The organism is Kitasatospora sp. NPDC090091, from assembly GCF_044747365.1.
Taxonomy (GTDB): domain Bacteria; phylum Actinomycetota; class Actinomycetes; order Streptomycetales; family Streptomycetaceae; genus Kitasatospora.
Window position 1 is genome coordinate 231882 of the sequence record NZ_JBIVDY010000011.1, and the last position, 17680, is coordinate 249561.

Consider the following 17680-nt stretch of genomic DNA (forward strand, 5'->3'; position numbering starts at 1 on the left):
AAGTCCTGGAGGAACCGGAGCAGCCGGAGGGGTCGCCCGAGACGCACGGCCCCGCCGCCGGCCCGGCCGACGTGGCCGCAGCCACGGGCGCTTGGCCGAAACATGACGGCCCGACCACGCCCCCTGCCCGGCACGTTCGCTGACTCGTTCGTCATCCGAGCACCAGTTCCTCGGCGAGGGTCTGGAGGCGGTAGCGGGCGGCGGCGAGATTGCCGTCGATCCGGTCCAGCCAGAGGTGCAGGACGAGCGGGCTGTCGAAGACGGTGTCAATGAAGCAGATCAGGTGGTAACTGCGGCCCGCAGTGACGATGATGTCCTGCAGCGGTGCCCGTACGTCCTCCGCAGCGGTGAAGGTCTGGCCCTCAACGGCCGCCCGCACCAAGTCGGTTGCCTCCGCCGCCGAGGTCTCGTGGTCTCCCGCGGGGCTGACGCCGAGGCTGCCGAGGGCGAGTCCGCTGCTCCAGTCGATGAGACTGGCTGCACGGGCGCCGGCGATCGCCATCGCCCCGGACAGGCATTCGTCGATACCCGGCACTCGGGCTCCTTCGGAGGGTTGGGGCAGCCGGTTTCACTCGGCCGGCGCCGGCCGGACCACCACGACCAGTGGCGGGTTCGACACGGAAGGCTACTGCCGGATTCCGTATGACGAACATTCCAATGGCATATTCACACCAGAAGCACCGGTTTCCGGCCAACCTGTGACGACACATCAGCACAGGGTGACGGACAAAAGCCCTGGCTGCAGCCGCTGCGCGGATCCGCTCCATCGAGCCACCTGGGGCGGGACCTTGGCCGGTACTCGGCCACGCCAAACGGTTTCAGCCACAATCTGCGATAGGACAGACCTTCGGCTTCGCCCGGAACCGACTCGGCCCCCCGCAGCGGCCCCACCCCCACCCGGCACAAGCACAGGCGGGCACACGCGCAACGCACCACGACGACACAGCGGCACCACGACGGCAACAACGACGAGGGGCCGTTCCAGTGCGGAACGGCCCCTCGGGTGGAGCGCCAGGCCCGGGTTGAACGGACTCTCCCTACTGAAAGTAGGACGTGCTCCGGTAGCACCACTGACGCCTGTTCGAGAGAACGTTTCCTCTCGACGAGAAGAACAGTAGCAGGACATCACGCCTGCTCAGAAATCGCACGAAGCGGACAGGGAGGTGGGCCGCCCGGGTGGCGGCCGCACCCCGCCCCTCAGGCGCCGACGTACTCCGCCAGGTGCCGGCCGGTCAGCGTGGAGCGGGCGGCGACCAGCTCCGCCGGAGTGCCCTCGAAGACGACCCGGCCGCCGTCGTGGCCGGCCCCGGGCCCGAGGTCGATGATCCAGTCGGCGTGCGCCATGACCGCCTGGTGGTGCTCGATGACGACGACCGACTTGCCGGAGTCGACCAGCCGGTCGAGCAGGCCCAGCAACTGCTCGACGTCGGCGAGGTGGAGGCCGGTGGTCGGCTCGTCGAGGACGTAGACACCGCCCTTCTCGGCCAGGTGGGTCGCGAGCTTGAGCCGCTGCCGCTCGCCGCCGGACAGCGTGGTGAGCGGCTGGCCGAGGGTCAGGTAGCCGAGACCGACGTCGGCCAGCCGTCCGAGGACGCGGTGCGCGGCCGGCGTGCGCGCCTCGCCGTCGCCGAAGAAGGCCTCCGCCTCGGCCACCGACATCGCGAGCACCTCGCTGATGTCGCGGCCGCCGAGCCGGTACTCCAGCACCGACGCCTCGAACCGCTTCCCCTCGCACTCCTCGCAGGTGGTGGCGACGCCCGCCATCATCGCCAGGTCGGTGTAGACGACGCCGGCGCCGTTGCAGGTGGGGCAGGCACCCTCGGAGTTGGCGCTGAACAGCGCCGGCTTCACGCCGTTGGCCTTTGCGAAGGCCTTGCGGATCGGGTCGAGCAGCCCGCTGTAGGTGGCCGGATTGCTCCGCCGCGAGCCGCGGATCGCCGCCTGGTCGATCGCGACCACGCCCGCGCCCGCACCGCCCGCCCCGCCGGCCGCCGAGCCGTTCACCAGCGACCCGTGCACCAGCGAACTCTTTCCGGAGCCGGCCACGCCGGTGACGACGCACAGCACCCCGAGCGGGATGTCGACGTCCACGTCGCGCAGGTTGTTCGCCGACGCGCCGCGGATCTCCAGTGCGCCGGTGGGCCTGCGAACCGCCTCCTTGAGCGCCGCCCGGTCGTCGAGGTGGCGGCCGGTGACGGTGCCGCCGGCCCGCAGGTCGTCGACGGTGCCCTCGAAGCAGACCGTGCCGCCCGCCGAACCGGCGCCGGGGCCGAGGTCGACGACATGGTCGGCGATCGCGATCATCTCCGGCTTGTGCTCCACGACCAGCACGGTGTTGCCCTTGTCCCGCAGGCGCAGCAGCAGCTCGTTCATCCGCTGGATGTCGTGCGGGTGCAGCCCGATCGTGGGCTCGTCGAAGACGTAGGTGGTGTCGGTGAGCGAGGAGCCGAGGTGGCGGATCATCTTGACGCGCTGCGCCTCGCCGCCGGACAGCGTGCCCGAGGGCCGGTCGAGCGCGAGGTAGCCGAGGCCGATCTCGACGAAGGAGTCGAGGGTCTGCCGCAGCGAGGCGAGCAGCGGCGCCACCGACGGCTCCTCCAGCCCGCGGACCCAGGCGGCGAGGTCGCTGATCTGCATCGCGCAGGCGTCGGCGATGCTGATGCCCCCGATCTTCGAGGACCGGGCGCCCGCGTTGAGCCGGGTGCCGTCGCAGTCGGGGCAGGTGCCGAAGGTCGTCGCGCGCTCCACGAAGGCGCGGATGTGCGGCTGCAGCGAGTCGACGTCCTTGGAGAGGAAGGACTTCTGGATCTTCGGGATCAGGCCCTCGTAGGTCAGGTTGATGCCGTCGACCTTGATCTTGGTCGGCTCCCGGTGGAGCAGGTCGTGCAGCTCCTGCTCGGTGAACTCGCGGATCGGCTTGTCCGGGTCGAAGAAGCCGCAGCCGCGGAAGATGCGGCCGTACCAGCCGTCCATGGTGTAGCCGGGGATCGTGAGCGCGCCCTCGTTGAGCGACTTGCCGTCGTCGTACAGCTGGGTGAGGTCGATGTCGGAGACCGTGCCGCGGCCCTCGCAGGTGGAGCACATGCCGCCGGTGACGGTGAAGCTGCGCCGCTCCTTCACGGTCTTCCCGCCGCGTTCGAGCGTGATCGCGCCCGCTCCGGTCACCGAGGGGATGTTGAAGGAGAACGCCCGGGACGAGCCGATGTGCGGCCGGCCGAGCCGGCTGAAGAGGATGCGCAGCATCGCGTTGGCGTCGGTGGCGGTGCCGACCGTGGAGCGCGGGTCGCCGCCCATCCGCTGCTGGTCGACGATGATCGCCGTGGTCAGCCCTTCGAGCACGTCGACGTCCGGCCGGGCCAGGGTCGGCATGAAGCCCTGGACGAAGGCGCTGTAGGTCTCGTTGATCAGCCGCTGCGACTCCGCGGCGATCGTGCTGAACACCAGCGAGCTCTTGCCGGAGCCGGACACACCCGTGAACACCGTCAGCCGGCGCTTCGGGATCTCGACGCTGACGTCCTTGAGGTTGTTCTCGCGTGCACCGTGCACGCGGATCAGATCGTGGCTGTCGGCGGCCGCCATGCTCATCGTCTCTCCCCTTGTCGCATCGTCGACCCTTGCAGCCTCGTCGGCGGGGCCCGTCCGCGGGGCCCGTTCTGTCGGCGGGCCCCGTTCGCGGCCTCCGCGGCCCGGCATGGCCGAAGCCTAGCCCCGGGGTCGGACACCCGCAGGAATTGGTTCGAGCATATGTTCGAATCAGGCGTACGCTGGAGCCATGCGCAACACCGTCGCCCTCCAGCCCTCACTGTTCGAAGACTCCGGGCAGAGCGGGATCCTGCTCGGGTCTCTGGCCGGGGCGCGGCGGGCGGAGCTCGGCGCGGGCGCCTGGGTGGAGGTGCTGGAGGGCTGGGTCAAGGGCGCGGACCGGCTGTTCGAACAGCTGGCGGCCGAGGTCCCGTGGCGGGCCGAGCAGCGGGAGATGTACGAGCGGGTGGTGGAGGTGCCGCGGCTGCTCGCGTCGTACGGGGAGCGGGACGAGCCGCCCCACCCGGTGCTCGGCGAGGCCCGCGCTGCACTGAGCGCCCACTACGGGCCCGAGCTGGGCGAGCCGTTCCGGACGCTGGGGCTCTGCTACTACCGCGACGGGCGGGACAGCGTGGCCTGGCACGGCGACCGGATCGGGCGCGGGGCACGCGAGGACACCATGGTGGCGATCGTCTCGGTCGGCGAGCCGCGGGCACTGCTGCTGCGGCCCCGGGGCGGCGGCGGGCCGGTCGTCCGGCACCGGGTGGGGCACGGGGACCTGCTGGTGATGGGCGGCTCGTGCCAGCGCACGTGGGAGCACGCCGTGCCGAAGACCGCCCGGCCGGTGGGGCCGCGGATCAGCATCCAGTTCCGGCCGCGCGGTGTGGCGTGATCCGTGTGCCGGCCCGGCACGGTGCGGCCCGGAGGGCCGGCCCGTCCACGGGGAGAGGGCGGGCGCCCCGGTTGCCGGGGCGCCCGGGGTCGCGGAGGCTGTCCGGGGAAGTCCACGGGGGGTCCATGGGAGTCCACCGGGGTCGGGAGGACGGCATGCCGAAGGCGGGCAGGTACCACGAGGGCGTGCCGTGCTGGGTCGAGCTGTCCGCACGGGACGTCGAGCGGGCCCGGCGCTTCTACGGCGGGCTGTTCGGCTGGGAGTTCGTCGAGCTGGACGGCTACAGCGTCGCGACGCTGCGCGGGGCGCAGGTCGCCGGAGTCACCGGGCCGGGCGGCGGCGGGAGCGGCACCGTGACGGCCGCCGAGCCGTCGGTCTGGACGACCTGCCTCGCGGTGCACGACGCCGACGGGGTGGCCCGGGCCGTCCGGGAGGCCGGCGGCCGGATCGCCCGCGAGCCCGCGGAGGTGGCCGAGCTTGGCCGCACCGCCCTCGCCGTGGACCCGCTCGGCGCACCGTTCGGCCTCTGGCAGGGCCGGCTGAACCCGGGCGCGGGCCTGGTCAACGAGCCGGACACGTTCACCTGGAACGAGCACCTGTCGCCCGACCCGGACGCCGCCCGCGCCTTCTACCGTCAGGTCTTCGGATACGGCTACGACAGCCCGGCCGGCGACTACACCCTGTTCCGGGTCGACGGCCTGCCGGGCGGCGGGATCGGCGGCAACCCGGGGGTCGATCCGACGGGCCCCGCGGCGTACTGGGCGGTCTACTTCGCTGCGGCCGACACCGACCGAACGGTGGAGCGGGCGCTGCGGCTCGGCGGTACCGTACTGGACGGCCCGGAGCCGACCCCGTTCGGGCGGGTGGCGGTGGTGCGGGACGACGACGGTGCGGCATTCACCCTGATCGCCGGCCCGGCAGGCGACAGCGAGGCCGGGAACGACCTCGACGAGACGGCGGAGGCGGCCTGAGATGACGGATCCGGACCCGGCAGTGGAGCGGTTCGCCGAGCTGGTCGAGGAGTTGGAGCCCCTGGCGGGCGTCACCGGTCCGGGCGCGGGCGGGCGGCGCTTCGGCTCGGACGCGCTGAAGGCGGACAACCGCATCTTCGCGATGCTCTCGGCCGGCCGGCTGGTGGTGAAGCTGCCGCGGGCCCGGGTGGACGAACTGGTGGCGGCCGGCGAGGGCGAGCACTACGACGCCGGGCGCGGCCGCCCGATGAAGGAGTGGCTCGCACTGGACCCGGCGTCCGCGCTGGCGTGGGAGCAGTTGGCCAGGGAGGCCTACGCGTTCGTCCGCCGGTGAGCGGCGGGTCCGGAGGCGGGAACGCGAACGGGGCCCGGCACCCTCACAGGCACCGGACCCCGTCCGACGATGGAGCGCCAGGCCCGGGTTGCACGGACTCTCCCTACTGAAAGTAGGACGTGCTCTGGTAGCACCACTGACGCCTGACGAGGAATCTTCTCCCTCGCGACGAGAAGAACACTAGCAGGTCAGAACCCTTGCCCGAACCGGAGGAGAACCGCACGTGACCGCTCTGCACCCCGCCCCGCCCGAGGTCGTCGAGTACGCCCCCGGCAAGCTGATGGACGTCCACCGCCCCGCAGGCGGCGAGGGCCCGTCCCCCGTCGTCCTGCTCTGGCACGGGAGGGGCCCCGACGAGCGGGACGTCATGCGCCCGCTGGCCCTCGCCGCGGCGGAGCTGGGCCTGCTGGTACTGGTCCCCGACTGGCGGTCCGACGAGAAGGACGGCGGCCGGGCCCACCTGCTCGCCTCCTTCGAGTACGCCCGCCGGCACGCGGCCGCCCACGCCGGCGATCCGGACCGTTTCGTGCTGGCCGGCTGGTCGCTGAGCGGCCGGGAGGCCGTCGCCCTCGCCACCCACCCGGACACCCCCGCCGAGCTGCGCCCGACGGCCGCCGTCGGCATAGCCTCCAGCTACGAGCGGCCCGCCGTCACCACCGGCGAATCCCCGCTCGCCTTTCTCTCCGCCCACCCCTCCCCCGTCCCGGTCCGGCTGGTCCACGGCACCCGCGACGAGCTCGTGCCCGCGGACCGGAGCCGCGAGCTGAGCACCGCGCTGGCGGCGCGGGGCTCGCACCACCTCCTGGAGCCGGACTCCGACCACGCCGGAGTGATCCTCACCGAGTTCGACCCGGCCGTCGCCCGCTGCGTACCCGCCAAGGCCGACCACGCCGTCCGGGCCGGCCTGGCCACGGCCCGCGTCCTCGCAGACGCGGCCCGCCTGGCCTAGCGAGTCCCAAGGGCCCGGCTCTCAGTCCAGGACGGCGATGGCCTCGATCTCGACCAGGTGCTCGGGCAGGTCCAGGGCCGCCACGCCCACCAGCGTGCCCGGCGGCACCGGCGTGGAGCCGAGCTTCGCGGCCGCGCGGGAGATCCCGTCCAGGAGCAGCGGCATCTTGTCGGGGGTCCAGTCGACGACGTAGACGGTCAGCTTCGCCAGGTCGTCGACGGTCCCGCCGGCCGCGGCGAGGGCGGTGCCGACGTTCAGGTAGCACTGCTCGACCTGGGCCGCCAGGTCGCCCGCGCCGACCGTGGCCCCCGCCGCGTCCCAGGCGACCTGCCCGGCGACGAAGACCGTCCGCGAACCGGATGCGATCGCCACCTGGCGGTAGACGTCGATGGTGGGCAACCCCTCGGGGTTCACCAGGGTGATGGCCATGCCGATGCCTCCTCGTGCTCTCTTGCGGTTACTGGGAAACCGTAGGAGAGTGGCGGCTGACCTGGAAGAACGCACTTTTCGGTGACTGAGGAACCTCATGGTGACCAAACAGCTCGGCGGCTCGGCCGAGGACCGGGCGGATGTCACGCGGGCGGACTCCCTGGCGCGGGAGATCTTCTCGGACATCGCCAACAAGTGGGCCCTGCTGATCATCGAAGCGGTGGGCGACCGCACGCTGCGCTTCACCGAACTGCGCAACGCGGTGGAGGGCATCAGCCACAAGATGCTCACGCACAACCTGCGGCTGCTGGAGCGCAACGGCCTGGTCGAGCGGACGGTGTACCCGACCGTCCCACCGCGCGTCGAGTACACCCTCACCGAGTCGGGCCGGGCCCTGCGCACGACCGTCGCCGGCCTGTGCGACTGGACCCACCGCTACCTCGGCGCCATCGAGACGGCCCGCCACCGCTTCGACTCCGTCTGACCCCGGCTTCGACTCCGTCCGACCCCGGCCTGACCCGCGGGCGGGTCTGTCACCGCCCGGCGCCGAGTGGGCGGGCCAGGGGGAAGTGCCGGCGTTCGAGGGCTTCGAGATCGCGCTGCAGGGCGGACCTCGGCACCGTCAGGACCGGGCAGGTGGCGTGCCGGACGCAGTAGGCGGTGACGGAGGGGCGCAGCACGCGGGCGAGAGCTCCGCGGCGGCCGGCGCCGAGGACGAGCAGGTCGCCGGGGCGGTCGGCGGAATGCACCAGGGCCCGGCCGCTCTCGCCGCGGACGACCAGGCAGCGCAGCCGGACGCCGGCGTGGCCGCCGCCGAAGGCCTCGTCGAGGGCCTGGCGCAGCCGGGCGTCCGCCGCTTCACGGCAGACGCCCAGCAGCGGCGGGCACGGGCAGTGGCGGTAGCCGATCTCGCCGCCGGGCGGGGTCCAGCAGTGGACGGCGAGCACCTCGGCGTCGGTGCGGCGGGCCTCGGCGACGGCGCGGTGCAGGGCGGCGAGGCTGCCGAGGGAGCCGCTGACGCCGACCACGATCCGGGAGCGGCCGCTCTGCCCGCCGTCGTCCTCCCCGGTCGCTCCGACCGCCGGCCCGACCGCTCGCTCCCCTGCGGGGAAGCCGGCCCCCGTGGCTCCGAAGTCCGCCATGGCCCTGTCCGTCCCTTCCGACTCGCCCGACGCGCTGTCGGCTCCAGCAAAGCCGGGCGGCCCGCTGCGGGACGGTTCGTTGACGGGGCTCTGACGGGCCGGGCCCGCTTCCGTACGCGGTTCTGACGCGCGGCGCCGGGAGCGCGCCGACCGGCCCCCGGGCGGTGGGGGCGCCCGGGGACCGGTCGGCGAGGTGGAGGGGCGTCAGGCCTCGGCGCCGGCGGTCGACCGGGCCGCCCGCGGGCGGAGCCAGACCGCCCAGGTGAGCACGGAGCAGGCCAGGTACGTGACCAGGAAGCCCAGGTAGGCGTCGTCGCCGTTGTGGCTGGCGAGGAAGGACTGCCGGAAGGCGAGGTTGACCAGCACCCCGCCGAAGGCGCCCACCGCGCCGGCCAGGCCGATCAGCGCGGCCGAGCGGCGGCGGGCGTCGGACTCGGCCGTCGCCGGGTCGGTGCCGGCCGCGACGGCCGCCCGCGCCCTGGCCTGGTAGTGGGCCGGGATCATCTTGTAGGTCGAGCCGTTGCCGATGCCGCTGAGCACGAAGAGCGCGATGAAGCCGCCCAGGAAGAGCGGCAGCGAGTGCGCCCGGGAGGCGGCCAGGACGACCGCGGTGCCGGCGCCCATCGCCACGAAGGTGGCCAGGGTGACGCGGGCGCCGCCCCAGCGGTCGGCCAGTCGGCCGCCGACCGGCCGGAGCAGCGAGCCGAGCAGCGGACCGAGGAAGGTCAGCGCGGCCGCCTTCACCGGGGTGTCGAAGCGGTCGTGGAACTGCACCTGGAGCACCTGCCCGAAGGCGAAGCCGAAGCCGATGAACGAGCCGAAGGTGCCGATGTAGAGGGCGGAGACCGCCCAGCCGTACGGGTCGCGGGCGACCTCCCGCAGCGCCCGGCCCTCGCCGCGCGGTGCAGCCGCCAGGTTGTCCATCCGCCACCAGGCGCCGGCCGCGGCCAGCACGATCAGCGGCAGGTAGAGCAGCGGCAGCAGCCTGGGGTGGGCCGCGCCGGCGGTGGCCAGGACGAGCAGGCCGAGCAACTGCACCGCCGGGACGCCCAGGTTGCCGCCGCCCGCGTTGATGCCGAGCGCCCAGCCCTTGAGCCGGTGCGGGTAGAAGGCGTTGATGTTGGCCATCGAGGAGGCGAAGTTGCCGCCGCCGATACCGGCCACGCAGGCCACCGCGAGCAGCGTGCCGTAGGAGACGCCGGGGGTGAGCACCAGGGCCGCCAGGGTGGCGGGGACGAGCAGCAGCAGCGCGCTGACGACCGTCCAGTTGCGGCCGCCGAACCGGCCGACGGCGAAGGTGTAGGGCAGCCGCAGCAGGGCGCCGAGGGCGGTGGGCAGTGCGGTCAGGGTGAACTTGCCCGCGGTGTCGATGTGGTACTCGGGGCCGAGGAAGAGCACCAGGACCGACCAGATGCTCCAGACCGAGAAGCCGATGTGCTCGCTGAGCACGGAGAAGACCAGGTTGCGGCGGGCGATCGCGGCGCCGGTCCGCTCCCAGAAGACCTGGTCCTCCGGATCCCAGTGGGTGAGCGGGGCGGTGCCGGCTCTGCCGCCCGCGGGCGGGGTCTCGACGACGGCGCTCATGCTGCGCCCTCCTGCCCGGCGAGTCCGGCCCGCCCGGCGCCCGCGGCGGCCGCGGAACCCGCGGACCCGGCGCCGACCGTGCCGTCACCGGCGCTGCCGCCCGCGCTGTCGCGGATCGGCCAGAGCCGCAGGACGGCCGGGGCGCCGTCGGGCGCGGTCTCCTCGTCGAGGCAGCGGCCGTCGGTGAGGTCGAAGACCTGCTTGTACATCGGGGAGGCCAGGGTCGGCCGGTCGCCGCGGCTGCCCATCAGGCCGCGGGAGAGGACGTGGGCGCCGCTGAACGGGTCGCGGTTGTCGACGGCGTGCAGCGCGCCGGCGCGGTCGCGGAACACGGCCACCTGGTCGGTTCCGAGCAGGACGGCCACACCTCGGCCGGGCTGCAGGTCGTCGAGGGTGCAGACGGGTTGCCAGCGGATGCCGTCGTGGATCTCCACGGTCACGGGACGAGCACCTCCAGTCGGGGCCCGGCCACCAGGACCGGGGTGGGGGCGGTGAGGACGTGCCCGTCCTCGTCGGGGCGGGCGGGGCGGATCTGGCCGCGTTCGGGGACGAAGGTGACGGCCGGGTCGGGGGTGCCGGGGGCGTTGACGAAGGAGGAGAACCGGCGCAGCCGGTCCGGGTCGGCCAGGGTGGCCGCCCATTCGTCCTGGTAGTCGTCGATGTGACGGGCCATCAGGTCGTCCAGCTCGGCGGCGATGCCGAGCGAGTCGTCCATGACCACCGCGCGCAGGTGGTCCAGGCCGCCCTCCAGCCGCTCCAGCCAGACCGAGGTGCGCTCCAGGCGGTCGGCGGTGCGGATGTAGAACATCAGGTACCGGTCGATGGTGCGGATCAACGTCTCCCGGTCCAAGTCGGCTGCGAGCAGGTCGGCGTGACGCGGCGTCATGCCGCCGTTGCCGCCGACGTAGAGGTTCCAGCCGGACGAGGTGGCGATGATGCCGAAGTCCTTGCTCTGGGCCTCGGCGCACTCGCGGGCGCACCCGGAGACGGCGGACTTGAGCTTGTGCGGGGAGCGCAGCCCACGGTAGCGGAGCTCCAGTTCGATCGCGAGCCCGACCGAGTCCTGCACCCCGTAGCGGCACCAGGTCTCGCCCACGCAGGACTTCACGGTGCGCAGCGCCTTGCCGTAGGCGTGGCCGGACTCGAAGCCCGCGTCGACCAGCCGCCGCCAGATGGTGGGGAGTTGGTCGACGGTGGCGCCGAAGAGGTCGATCCGCTGACCGCCGGTGATCTTGGTGTAGAGGCCGTGGTCGCGGGCGATCTCGCCGATCGCGATCAGCCCCTCGGGGGTGATCTCGCCGCCGGGGACGCGGGGCACCACCGAATAGGAGCCGTTGCGCTGGAGGTTGGCGAGGAAGTGGTCGTTGGAGTCCTGCAGTGCGGCCTGCTCGCCGTCCAGGATGTGGCCGTTGCCGAGGCTGGCCAGGACGGAGGCGACGGTCGGCTTGCAGATGTCGCAGCCCTCGCCGCTGCCGTACCGGTCGACGAGCTCGGAGAAGGTGGTGATGCCGGTGACCCGGACGATCTCGTACAACTCGGCGCGGGTCTGCGGGAAGTGCTCGCAGAGGCCGGTCCGGGTGGCGACGCCGGTGGCGGCGAGCTCCTCGTTGACGACGGTGGTGAGCTGCTTGATGCAGCTGCCGCAGCCGGTGCCGGCCCGGGTGCACTTCTTGACGGCGGCGACGGAGTCGCAGCCCTCCTCGTGCACGGCCGCCCGGACGGCGCCCTGGGTGACGTTGTGGCAGGAGCAGAGCACCGCGTCGTCGGGCAGCGCGACGGGGCCGGCGGCGGCGAACCCGGCCGGCAGCACCAGCTGTTCGGCCGGGGTGGTGAGCGGCTTGCCGGCCATCGCGAGCGGCCGCAGGGTGCCGTAGGCCTCGGTGTCGCCGACCAGGACGCCGCCGAGCAGCGCGCCGTCGGTGCCGATCACGAGCTTGCGGTAGACACCGAGCCGGCTGTCGCTGTAGAGCACGTCGAGCGCGCCCTCGGCGGCGCCGTGCGGGTCGCCGAAGCTGGCCACGTCGACGCCGAGCAGCTTGAGCTTGGTGGAGGTGTCGGCGCCGGTGAAGCCGGAGCCGGCGGTGCCGGCCAGGGTGCGGGCGGCCGTCTCGGCCATCTGGTAGCCGGGCGCGACCAGGCCGTAGACCCGGCCGTCCACGGTCTGCGCGCACTCGCCGATGGCCAGGACGGCCGGGTCGGCGGTGCGGCAGTGCTCGTCCACCACGATGCCGCCGCGCGGGCCGACCGGCAGGTCGCAGTCGCGGGCGAGCTGGTCGCGGGGGCGGACTCCGGCCGAGAACACCACCAGGTCGGCGGCGAGTTCGCGGCCGTCGGAGAGGGCCAGGGCGCGGACCCGGCCGCCCTCGCCGGTCTCGACGCCGCTGGCGCCGGCGCTGGTGTGGACGGTGACGCCGAGCTCCTCGATCTTGCGCCGGAGCAGTTCGCCGCCGCCCTCGTCGACCTGGACCGCCATCAGCCGGGGGGCGAACTCGACCACGTGGGTGGCGACGCCCATCGCCTTGAGGGCGCCCGCGGCCTCCAGGCCGAGCAGGCCGCCGCCGACCACCACGCCGGTCCCGGCCCGGTCCGCGTCGGCGCGGATCGCGTCCAGGTCCTCGATGGTGCGGTAGACGTGGCAGCCGGCCGCGTCCTTGCCGGGCACGGGCGGCACGAACGGCACCGAGCCGGTGGCCAGCACCAGGGCGTCGTAGCGCAGTCGGGTGCCGGCCCGGGTGGTGACGGTCCGGCCGGCTCGGTCGACGGCGGTGACCGGGTCGCCGAGGCGCAGGTCGATGCCGTGCTCGGCGAGGAAGCCGGGCGGGCAGAGCGCGAGGTCCTCGGCGGTCTTCCCGTCGAACAGCGCGCTGAGGTGGACGCGGTCGTAGGCCGGGCGCGGCTCCTCGGCGAGCACGGTGATCCGCCAGCCCTCGGCGCCGGGCTGCTCGGTGAAGGCCTCCAGGAAGCGCTGGCCGACCATGCCGTGGCCGACGAGGACGAGGTCCCGCGGTCGGTCGGGCGTGTGCGATGTCATCGCGATGCTCCTCGGGGTCGTGCGGGGGTGCAGGGTTCAGGGGGTTCTGGGTGTGGCGGTGGGTCCGGCCCGGGGCCGGTAGCCGGTGGCTCAGGTGAGCAGGTGCAGGGGGTGGTCGACGAGCGGGTCGTCGCGTTGCCAGGCCTCGGCGAGGGCGTCCACGCCGGCGAGGTCGCCGAGCAGGATCGCGCCGACCAGCCGGTCCCCGCGCAGCACGAGCTTCTTGTAGCTGCCGCGGGTGGCGTCGGTGAGCCGCAGCACGTCCAGGCCGGGGTCGAGGCTCTCGTCCACCGCGCCGAAGGCCGCGTACTCCAGGCCGCCGGTGCTCAGCCGGGCCGGGGGCCGGGAGCCGGTGTAGCGGGCGTCCGGCTCGGCACCGGACAGGCGCTGCGCCAGCACGTCGGCCTGGTCCCAGGCCGGCAGTGCCAGGCCGTGCACGGTGCTGCGGTGCTCCGCACAGTCGCCGATCGCGTGGACGCCCGGGGCCGCGGTGGCGAGCGCGTCGTCCACCAGCACGCCGGTGGCGACCGGCAGGCCGGCGGTGTGCGCGAGCGCCGTCCGCGGCCGGGTGCCGCAGGCGAGCACCACCAGGTCGCAGTCGAGGACGTACCCGTTGGCCAACTCGACGCCGGTCACCCGGTCCTCGCCGCGCAGGGCGCGGGCCCGGTTGCCGGGGTAGGTCTCCACACCGACCTCCAGCAGCCGGCCGCGGAGCACCTCCCCGGCCTGCGCGTCGAGTTGGCGCTCGATCAGGTACGGCCCCTGGTGGACGATCTCGGTGGGCACTCCGAGCGCGGCCAGGGCCCGGGCGGCGCTCACCCCGAGGACCCCGCCGCCGATCACGACGGCCCGGCGGGCGGCCACGGCGTCCTCGGCGAGCCGGCCGCAGTCCTCCAGGGTGCGCAGGGTGTGGACGCCCTCGGTGAGGCCGCCGCCGTCCGCCCGCCGCAGGCCCCGGATGGGTGGCAGCACCGGGTTGGCGCCGGTGGCGAGCACCAGCTCGTCCCACGGCTCCACGGTGCCGTCGGCGAGGCCGAGCGTGCGGGCGGCCGGGTCCAGGGCCACCACCTCGCAGCCGGGCCGCGGCTCGGCGCCGCCCAGCGGCAGCGCGATCGACTCGGCTTCGTAGCGGCCGGTGAGCACGTCGGCGAGCAGTACCCGGTTGTAGGGGGCGCGGGGTTCGGCGCCGTACACGGTGACCCGGCCGGAGCCGCCCAGCGCGGTGTAGCGCTCGGCGAAGCGGGCCGCGGCCATGCCGCCGCCGACCACCGCGATCCGCCGGTCCTGTGCGTTCCTCACGGCGCCACCTCCTGGGCTGCGTCCCGGGCCGCCTCTCGGACCGGTTCCTGAGCCGACTCCCGGGCCGGCTCCCGGGCCGGCTCCACGCGCACGGCGCAGAGCTTGAACTCCGGCATCCGGGAGACCGGGTCCAGGGCCGGGTTGGTCAGGGTGTTGGCCCGCCCCGCACCGGGCCAGTGGAACGGCATGAAGACGGTGTCCGGGCGGATGGCGTCGGTGATCCGGGCCGGCGCCACCGCGCGGCCGCGCCGGCTGGTCACCGCGACCAGGTCGCCCTCCGCCACGGCCAGCCGGGCGGCCAGCCGCGGGTGCAGCTCGACGAAAGGCCCGGGCGCGGCCGCGTTCAGCTCCGGCACCCGGCGGGTCTGCGCGCCGCTCTGGTACTGGGCGAGCACCCGGCCGGTGGTCAGGTGGAGCGGGTAGTCGCGGTCCGGCTCCTCGCCGGCCGGGCGGTGGGTGACGCCGGCGAAGCGGGCCCGGCCGTCCGGGGTGGCGAAGCGGTCCAGGAAGAGCCGCGGGGTGCCCGGGTGCGCGTCGTCGGGGCAGGGCCAGAAGACGCCGTCCTCGGCCGCGATCCGCCGGTAGCTGATGCCGGAGTAGTCCGCGTCCCCGCCGGCCGAGGCGCGGCGCAGCTCGTCGAAGACCTCCTCGGCCTCGTCCGGGAAGCCCTTCTCCACGCCCAGCCGGGCGGCGAGTTCGCGCAGCACCCAGAGCTCGGTGCGCACGCCCTCGGGCGGGTCCAGCGCGCGGCGGCGCAGGATCACCCTGCCCTCCAGGTTGGTGGTGGTGCCGTCCTCCTCGGCCCACTGGGTGACCGGCAGGACGACGTCCGCCAGCCGGGCCGTCTCGGAGAGCACCGGGTCGGCGACGACCAGCAGGTCCAGCCCGCGCAGCCGGGCCGTGACGTGGGCGGCGTTCGGCGCGGAGACCACCGGGTTGGAGCCGGTCAGCAGCAGCGCGCGGACCCCGCCCGGCCGGCCGAGGCCGTCCAGCAGCTCGTAGGCGGAGCGGCCGGCGCCGGGCAGCTCGTCCGGGTCGACGCCCCAGACGCCGGCCACGTGGGCGCGGGCCTGCGGGTCCTCGATCGAGCGGTAGCCGGGGAGCTGGTCGGCCTTCTGGCCGTGCTCCCGGCCGCCCTGGCCGTTGCCCTGGCCGGTCAGGCAGCCGTACCCGGAGTACGGGCGGCCGGCCTTCCCGGTGGCCAGGCAGAGGTCGATCCAGGCGCCGACCGTGTCGGTGCCCTTGCTCTGCTGCTCCGGGCCGCGCGCGGTCAGCACCATACCGGTCGCGGCGCGGCCGAACAGCTCGGCTGCGGCACGGAGTTGGGAGACCGGGACGCCGGTGATCCGCTCCACCCGGTCCGGCCAGTGCGCCATCGCGGCGGCCCGGGCCCGGTCGAAGCCGGTGGTACGGGCGGCGACGAACTCCTCGTCCACCCGGCCGTCGGCGATCACCAGGTGGAGCAGGCCGAGCGCCAGCGCGAGGTCCCCGCCGGGCCGCGGCTGCAGGTGCAGGTCGGCCTCCGCCGCGGTCCGCGTGCGGCGCGGGTCCACCACGATCAACGTCCCGCCGTTCTCGCGGAGTTCGCGGAAATAGCGGAGTGCCGGCGGCATCGTCTCGGCGGGGTTGCCGCCGACCAGGATCAGGCAGCCGGTGTGCGGGATGTCCGCCAGCGGAAACGGCAGCCCGCGGTCCAGCCCGAACGCCCTGCGGTGCGCGGCGGCCGCGGAGGACATGCAGAACCGGCCGTTGTAGTCGATGTTCGCGGTGCGCAGCACCACCCGGGCGAACTTGCCCAGCTGGTAAGCCTTCTCGTTGGTCAGGCCGCCGCCGCCGAACACCCCGACGGCGTCCGCCCCGTGGCGCTCGCGGACCTCGGCCAGGCCTGCGGCCACCTGGTCCAGCGCCTCCGTCCACCCCGCCGACCGCAGCGGGCCGCCCGGGCGGTCGCGCAGCAGCGGACCGGTCAGCCGGGCGCCCGGCGCCAGCAGCGCGGGCGCCGAACGGCCCTTGCCGCAGAGCGCGCCCCGGTTCACCGGGAACCCGGGCCGCTCCAGCACCTCGGCGGGTGCCTCGGCCGCACCGGCCGCGGCCGGGTCGCCCCCGGTGCGCAGCCGCATGCCGCACTGCAGCGAGCAGTACGGGCAGTGGGTGTCGGTGGTCGTCGTCATGCCGAAGAATCTCGCCGGAGATCGTTTCGCCGCCGGGTCCCCCGTGTTGCGGGCGCGGTACGCCTCGCTCACGCCGCCGCCGGCACGGGGTGCGCGGCCGGACATCAGCCGTAACCGGACGGCCTGATTCGCTAACGCGCAGGTGACGGCCGGGCAATCCGCACGTAACGCGGGCGAAGCACCCTTGCCGCCATGGCTCCCTCCCCCACCCTCGCCGTCCCGCGTCCCAGCGCGCAGCCGGGGCCCCTCACCGGCTTCACCATCGGTGTCACCGCCGCACGGCGGCGCGACGAACTGGTCGCGCTGCTCGCCCGGCGCGGCGCCCAGGTGGTCGAGGCACCGGTGCTGCGGATCACCCCGCTCGCCGACGACCTGGCCCTGCGTCAGGCCACCGAACGCTGCCTGGCCGCACCGCTCGACTACGTGATCGCCACCACCGGCGTCGGCTGGCGCGGCTGGATGAGCGCGGCCGAGGGCTGGGGCCGGGGCGCCGCCCTCGCCGACGCCTGCCGGGAGGCGGTGGTGCTCAGCCGGGGCCCCAAGGCCACCGGCGCGGTGCGGGCCAGCGGCCTCGGCGAGCGCTTCTCCCCCGGCTCCGAGGCCACCGACGAACTGCTCACCTGGCTGCTCGCCCGCCCGCTGGACGGCCGCCGGATCGCCGTCCAGGAGCACGGCATCCGGCTGGACGCGTTCGCGGCGGCGCTGCGCGAGCGCGGCGCCGAGGTGATCTCCGTCCCGGTCTACCGCTGGGAGCCGCCGGACGACCCGGCCCCGGTGCGCCGGCTGGTCGAGCAGACCGTCCGGCGGCAGGTCCACGCGCTCACCTTCACCAGCGCCCCGGCGGTCACCGCCTTCGTCGAGACCGCCACCGCCGAGGGCCTGCGCGAACCACTTCTCGACGCGCTGCGCGCCGACGTCCTGCCGGTCTGCGTCGGTGCGCTCTGCGCCCGGCCGTTCGCCGAACTCGGCCTGCCGGCGGTCTTCCCGGAGCGCGGCCGGCTCGGCTCGCTGGTCCGGCTGCTCGCCGAGGCCCTGCCCGGCCGCGGCCGCCAGGAGGTCGTGCTCGCCGGGCGGGTGCTCACCCTCCAGGGCAACGCCGTCCTCGTCGACGGCCAGAGCCACTGGCTCAGCCCGCGCGGCGCCGCCGTCCTGCGCGCCCTCGCCGAGCAGCCCGGCCGGGTGCTCAGCCGCGCCGAACTCCTCCGTACCGCCTGGGCCGATGCGGCCGCCGACGAGCACGCGGTCGAGGCGGCCGTCGGCCGGCTGCGCGCGGCGCTCGGGCCGCACGGCGCGCTGATCCGCACGGTACCCAAGCGCGGCTACCGCCTGGCGGCGAGTTGACGGCCGGCGACGCGG

At 74.5% G+C, this 17680-nt stretch carries 15 protein-coding genes; 6 read left to right on the forward strand and 9 right to left on the reverse strand.

The annotated features are described in order from the left end of the window. Window positions 1-151 precede the first annotated feature (151 nt). A complete protein-coding gene (locus tag ACIPSC_RS20890; RefSeq protein ID WP_400827399.1) occupies window positions 152-535 on the reverse strand; it encodes a hypothetical protein in 384 nt (127 codons plus the stop codon). A 662-nt stretch (window positions 536-1197) separates the two neighbouring features. Continuing rightward, entirely contained in the window at window positions 1198-3585 is a 2388-nt protein-coding gene (locus tag ACIPSC_RS20895) for an ATP-binding cassette domain-containing protein (RefSeq protein WP_400827400.1), read from the reverse strand. A 187-nt stretch (window positions 3586-3772) separates the two neighbouring features. On the opposite strand from ACIPSC_RS20895, the gene ACIPSC_RS20900 reads away from it, so the two are divergent. The 4 genes from ACIPSC_RS20900 (at window position 3773) to ACIPSC_RS20915 (ending at window position 6668) form a co-directional block, all read left to right on the forward strand. Then, complete coding sequence (locus ACIPSC_RS20900) at window positions 3773-4414, forward strand: alpha-ketoglutarate-dependent dioxygenase AlkB (RefSeq protein ID WP_400827402.1); 642 nt, start codon at window positions 3773-3775, stop codon at window positions 4412-4414. A 155-nt stretch (window positions 4415-4569) separates the two neighbouring features. Continuing rightward, on the forward strand, window positions 4570-5385 hold the full coding sequence (locus ACIPSC_RS20905) for a VOC family protein (protein WP_400827404.1): 816 nt from the start codon (window positions 4570-4572) through the stop codon (window positions 5383-5385). A 1-nt stretch (window position 5386) separates the two neighbouring features. Next, the gene (locus tag ACIPSC_RS20910; RefSeq protein WP_400827405.1) at window positions 5387-5719 is read left to right on the forward strand and encodes a hypothetical protein; all 333 of its coding nucleotides are present in this window, start codon (window positions 5387-5389) and stop codon (window positions 5717-5719) included. A 223-nt stretch (window positions 5720-5942) separates the two neighbouring features. After that, window positions 5943-6668: an alpha/beta hydrolase gene (locus tag ACIPSC_RS20915; RefSeq protein ID WP_400827406.1), complete on the forward strand. Its 726-nt coding sequence runs from the start codon at window positions 5943-5945 to the stop codon at window positions 6666-6668. A 21-nt stretch (window positions 6669-6689) separates the two neighbouring features. Here ACIPSC_RS20915 and ACIPSC_RS20920 read toward each other — a convergent pair whose 3' ends face one another. Beyond that, on the reverse strand, window positions 6690-7097 hold the full coding sequence (locus ACIPSC_RS20920) for a RidA family protein (protein ID WP_400827408.1): 408 nt from the start codon (window positions 7095-7097) through the stop codon (window positions 6690-6692). A 97-nt stretch (window positions 7098-7194) separates the two neighbouring features. On the opposite strand from ACIPSC_RS20920, the gene ACIPSC_RS20925 reads away from it, so the two are divergent. Next, window positions 7195-7581, forward strand: coding sequence for a winged helix-turn-helix transcriptional regulator (locus ACIPSC_RS20925; RefSeq protein ID WP_400827410.1), 387 nt, complete (start codon window positions 7195-7197; stop codon window positions 7579-7581). Between the two features lie 49 nt (window positions 7582-7630). Here the strand turns inward: ACIPSC_RS20925 and ACIPSC_RS20930 are convergent, their stop codons facing one another. The 6 genes from ACIPSC_RS20930 to ACIPSC_RS20955 form a co-directional block, all read right to left on the reverse strand. Then, the gene (locus ACIPSC_RS20930; RefSeq protein WP_400827411.1) at window positions 7631-8239 is read right to left on the reverse strand and encodes a universal stress protein; all 609 of its coding nucleotides are present in this window, start codon (window positions 8237-8239) and stop codon (window positions 7631-7633) included. 204 nt (window positions 8240-8443) lie between these two features. Beyond that, window positions 8444-9823 (reverse strand): nitrate/nitrite transporter, encoded by a 1380-nt coding sequence (locus tag ACIPSC_RS20935; protein WP_400827413.1) that lies wholly within the window; start codon window positions 9821-9823, stop codon window positions 8444-8446. Continuing rightward, on the reverse strand, window positions 9820-10263 hold the full coding sequence (gene nirD / locus ACIPSC_RS20940; RefSeq protein ID WP_400827414.1) for a nitrite reductase small subunit NirD: 444 nt from the start codon (window positions 10261-10263) through the stop codon (window positions 9820-9822). The genes ACIPSC_RS20935 and nirD overlap by 4 nt, the downstream gene beginning before the upstream one ends. Then, window positions 10260-12854, reverse strand: coding sequence for a nitrite reductase large subunit NirB (gene nirB / locus ACIPSC_RS20945; RefSeq protein WP_400827415.1), 2595 nt, complete (start codon window positions 12852-12854; stop codon window positions 10260-10262). The genes nirD and nirB overlap by 4 nt, the downstream gene beginning before the upstream one ends. Before the next feature lie 90 nt (window positions 12855-12944). Then, entirely contained in the window at window positions 12945-14153 is a 1209-nt protein-coding gene (locus tag ACIPSC_RS20950; RefSeq protein WP_400827417.1) for an NAD(P)/FAD-dependent oxidoreductase, read from the reverse strand. After that, entirely contained in the window at window positions 14150-16324 is a 2175-nt protein-coding gene (locus ACIPSC_RS20955; protein ID WP_400827419.1) for a molybdopterin oxidoreductase family protein, read from the reverse strand. Before ACIPSC_RS20955 ends, ACIPSC_RS20950 begins: the two co-directional genes overlap by 4 nt. A gap of 192 nt (window positions 16325-16516) precedes the next feature. On the opposite strand from ACIPSC_RS20955, the gene ACIPSC_RS20960 reads away from it, so the two are divergent. Then, complete coding sequence (locus ACIPSC_RS20960; protein WP_400827421.1) at window positions 16517-17665, forward strand: uroporphyrinogen-III synthase; 1149 nt, start codon at window positions 16517-16519, stop codon at window positions 17663-17665. Window positions 17666-17680 lie beyond the last annotated feature (15 nt).

What these genes read in the sequence shown, in the direction of transcription:
- nirB (WP_400827415.1), bottom strand. Translation starts at nt 12,854, where the DNA reads ATGACATCGCACACGCCCGACCGACCGCGGGACCTCGTCCTCGTCGGC.
- ACIPSC_RS20955 (WP_400827419.1), bottom strand. Translation starts at nt 16,324, where the DNA reads ATGACGACGACCACCGACACCCACTGCCCGTACTGCTCGCTGCAGTGC.
- ACIPSC_RS20930 (WP_400827411.1), bottom strand. Translation starts at nt 8,239, where the DNA reads ATGGCGGACTTCGGAGCCACGGGGGCCGGCTTCCCCGCAGGGGAGCGA.
- ACIPSC_RS20920 (WP_400827408.1), bottom strand. Translation starts at nt 7,097, where the DNA reads ATGGCCATCACCCTGGTGAACCCCGAGGGGTTGCCCACCATCGACGTC.
- ACIPSC_RS20900 (WP_400827402.1), top strand. Translation starts at nt 3,773, where the DNA reads ATGCGCAACACCGTCGCCCTCCAGCCCTCACTGTTCGAAGACTCCGGG.
- ACIPSC_RS20935 (WP_400827413.1), bottom strand. Translation starts at nt 9,823, where the DNA reads ATGAGCGCCGTCGTCGAGACCCCGCCCGCGGGCGGCAGAGCCGGCACC.
- ACIPSC_RS20925 (WP_400827410.1), top strand. Translation starts at nt 7,195, where the DNA reads ATGGTGACCAAACAGCTCGGCGGCTCGGCCGAGGACCGGGCGGATGTC.
- ACIPSC_RS20910 (WP_400827405.1), top strand. Translation starts at nt 5,387, where the DNA reads ATGACGGATCCGGACCCGGCAGTGGAGCGGTTCGCCGAGCTGGTCGAG.
- ACIPSC_RS20960 (WP_400827421.1), top strand. Translation starts at nt 16,517, where the DNA reads ATGGCTCCCTCCCCCACCCTCGCCGTCCCGCGTCCCAGCGCGCAGCCG.
- ACIPSC_RS20905 (WP_400827404.1), top strand. Translation starts at nt 4,570, where the DNA reads ATGCCGAAGGCGGGCAGGTACCACGAGGGCGTGCCGTGCTGGGTCGAG.
- ACIPSC_RS20895 (WP_400827400.1), bottom strand. Translation starts at nt 3,585, where the DNA reads ATGAGCATGGCGGCCGCCGACAGCCACGATCTGATCCGCGTGCACGGT.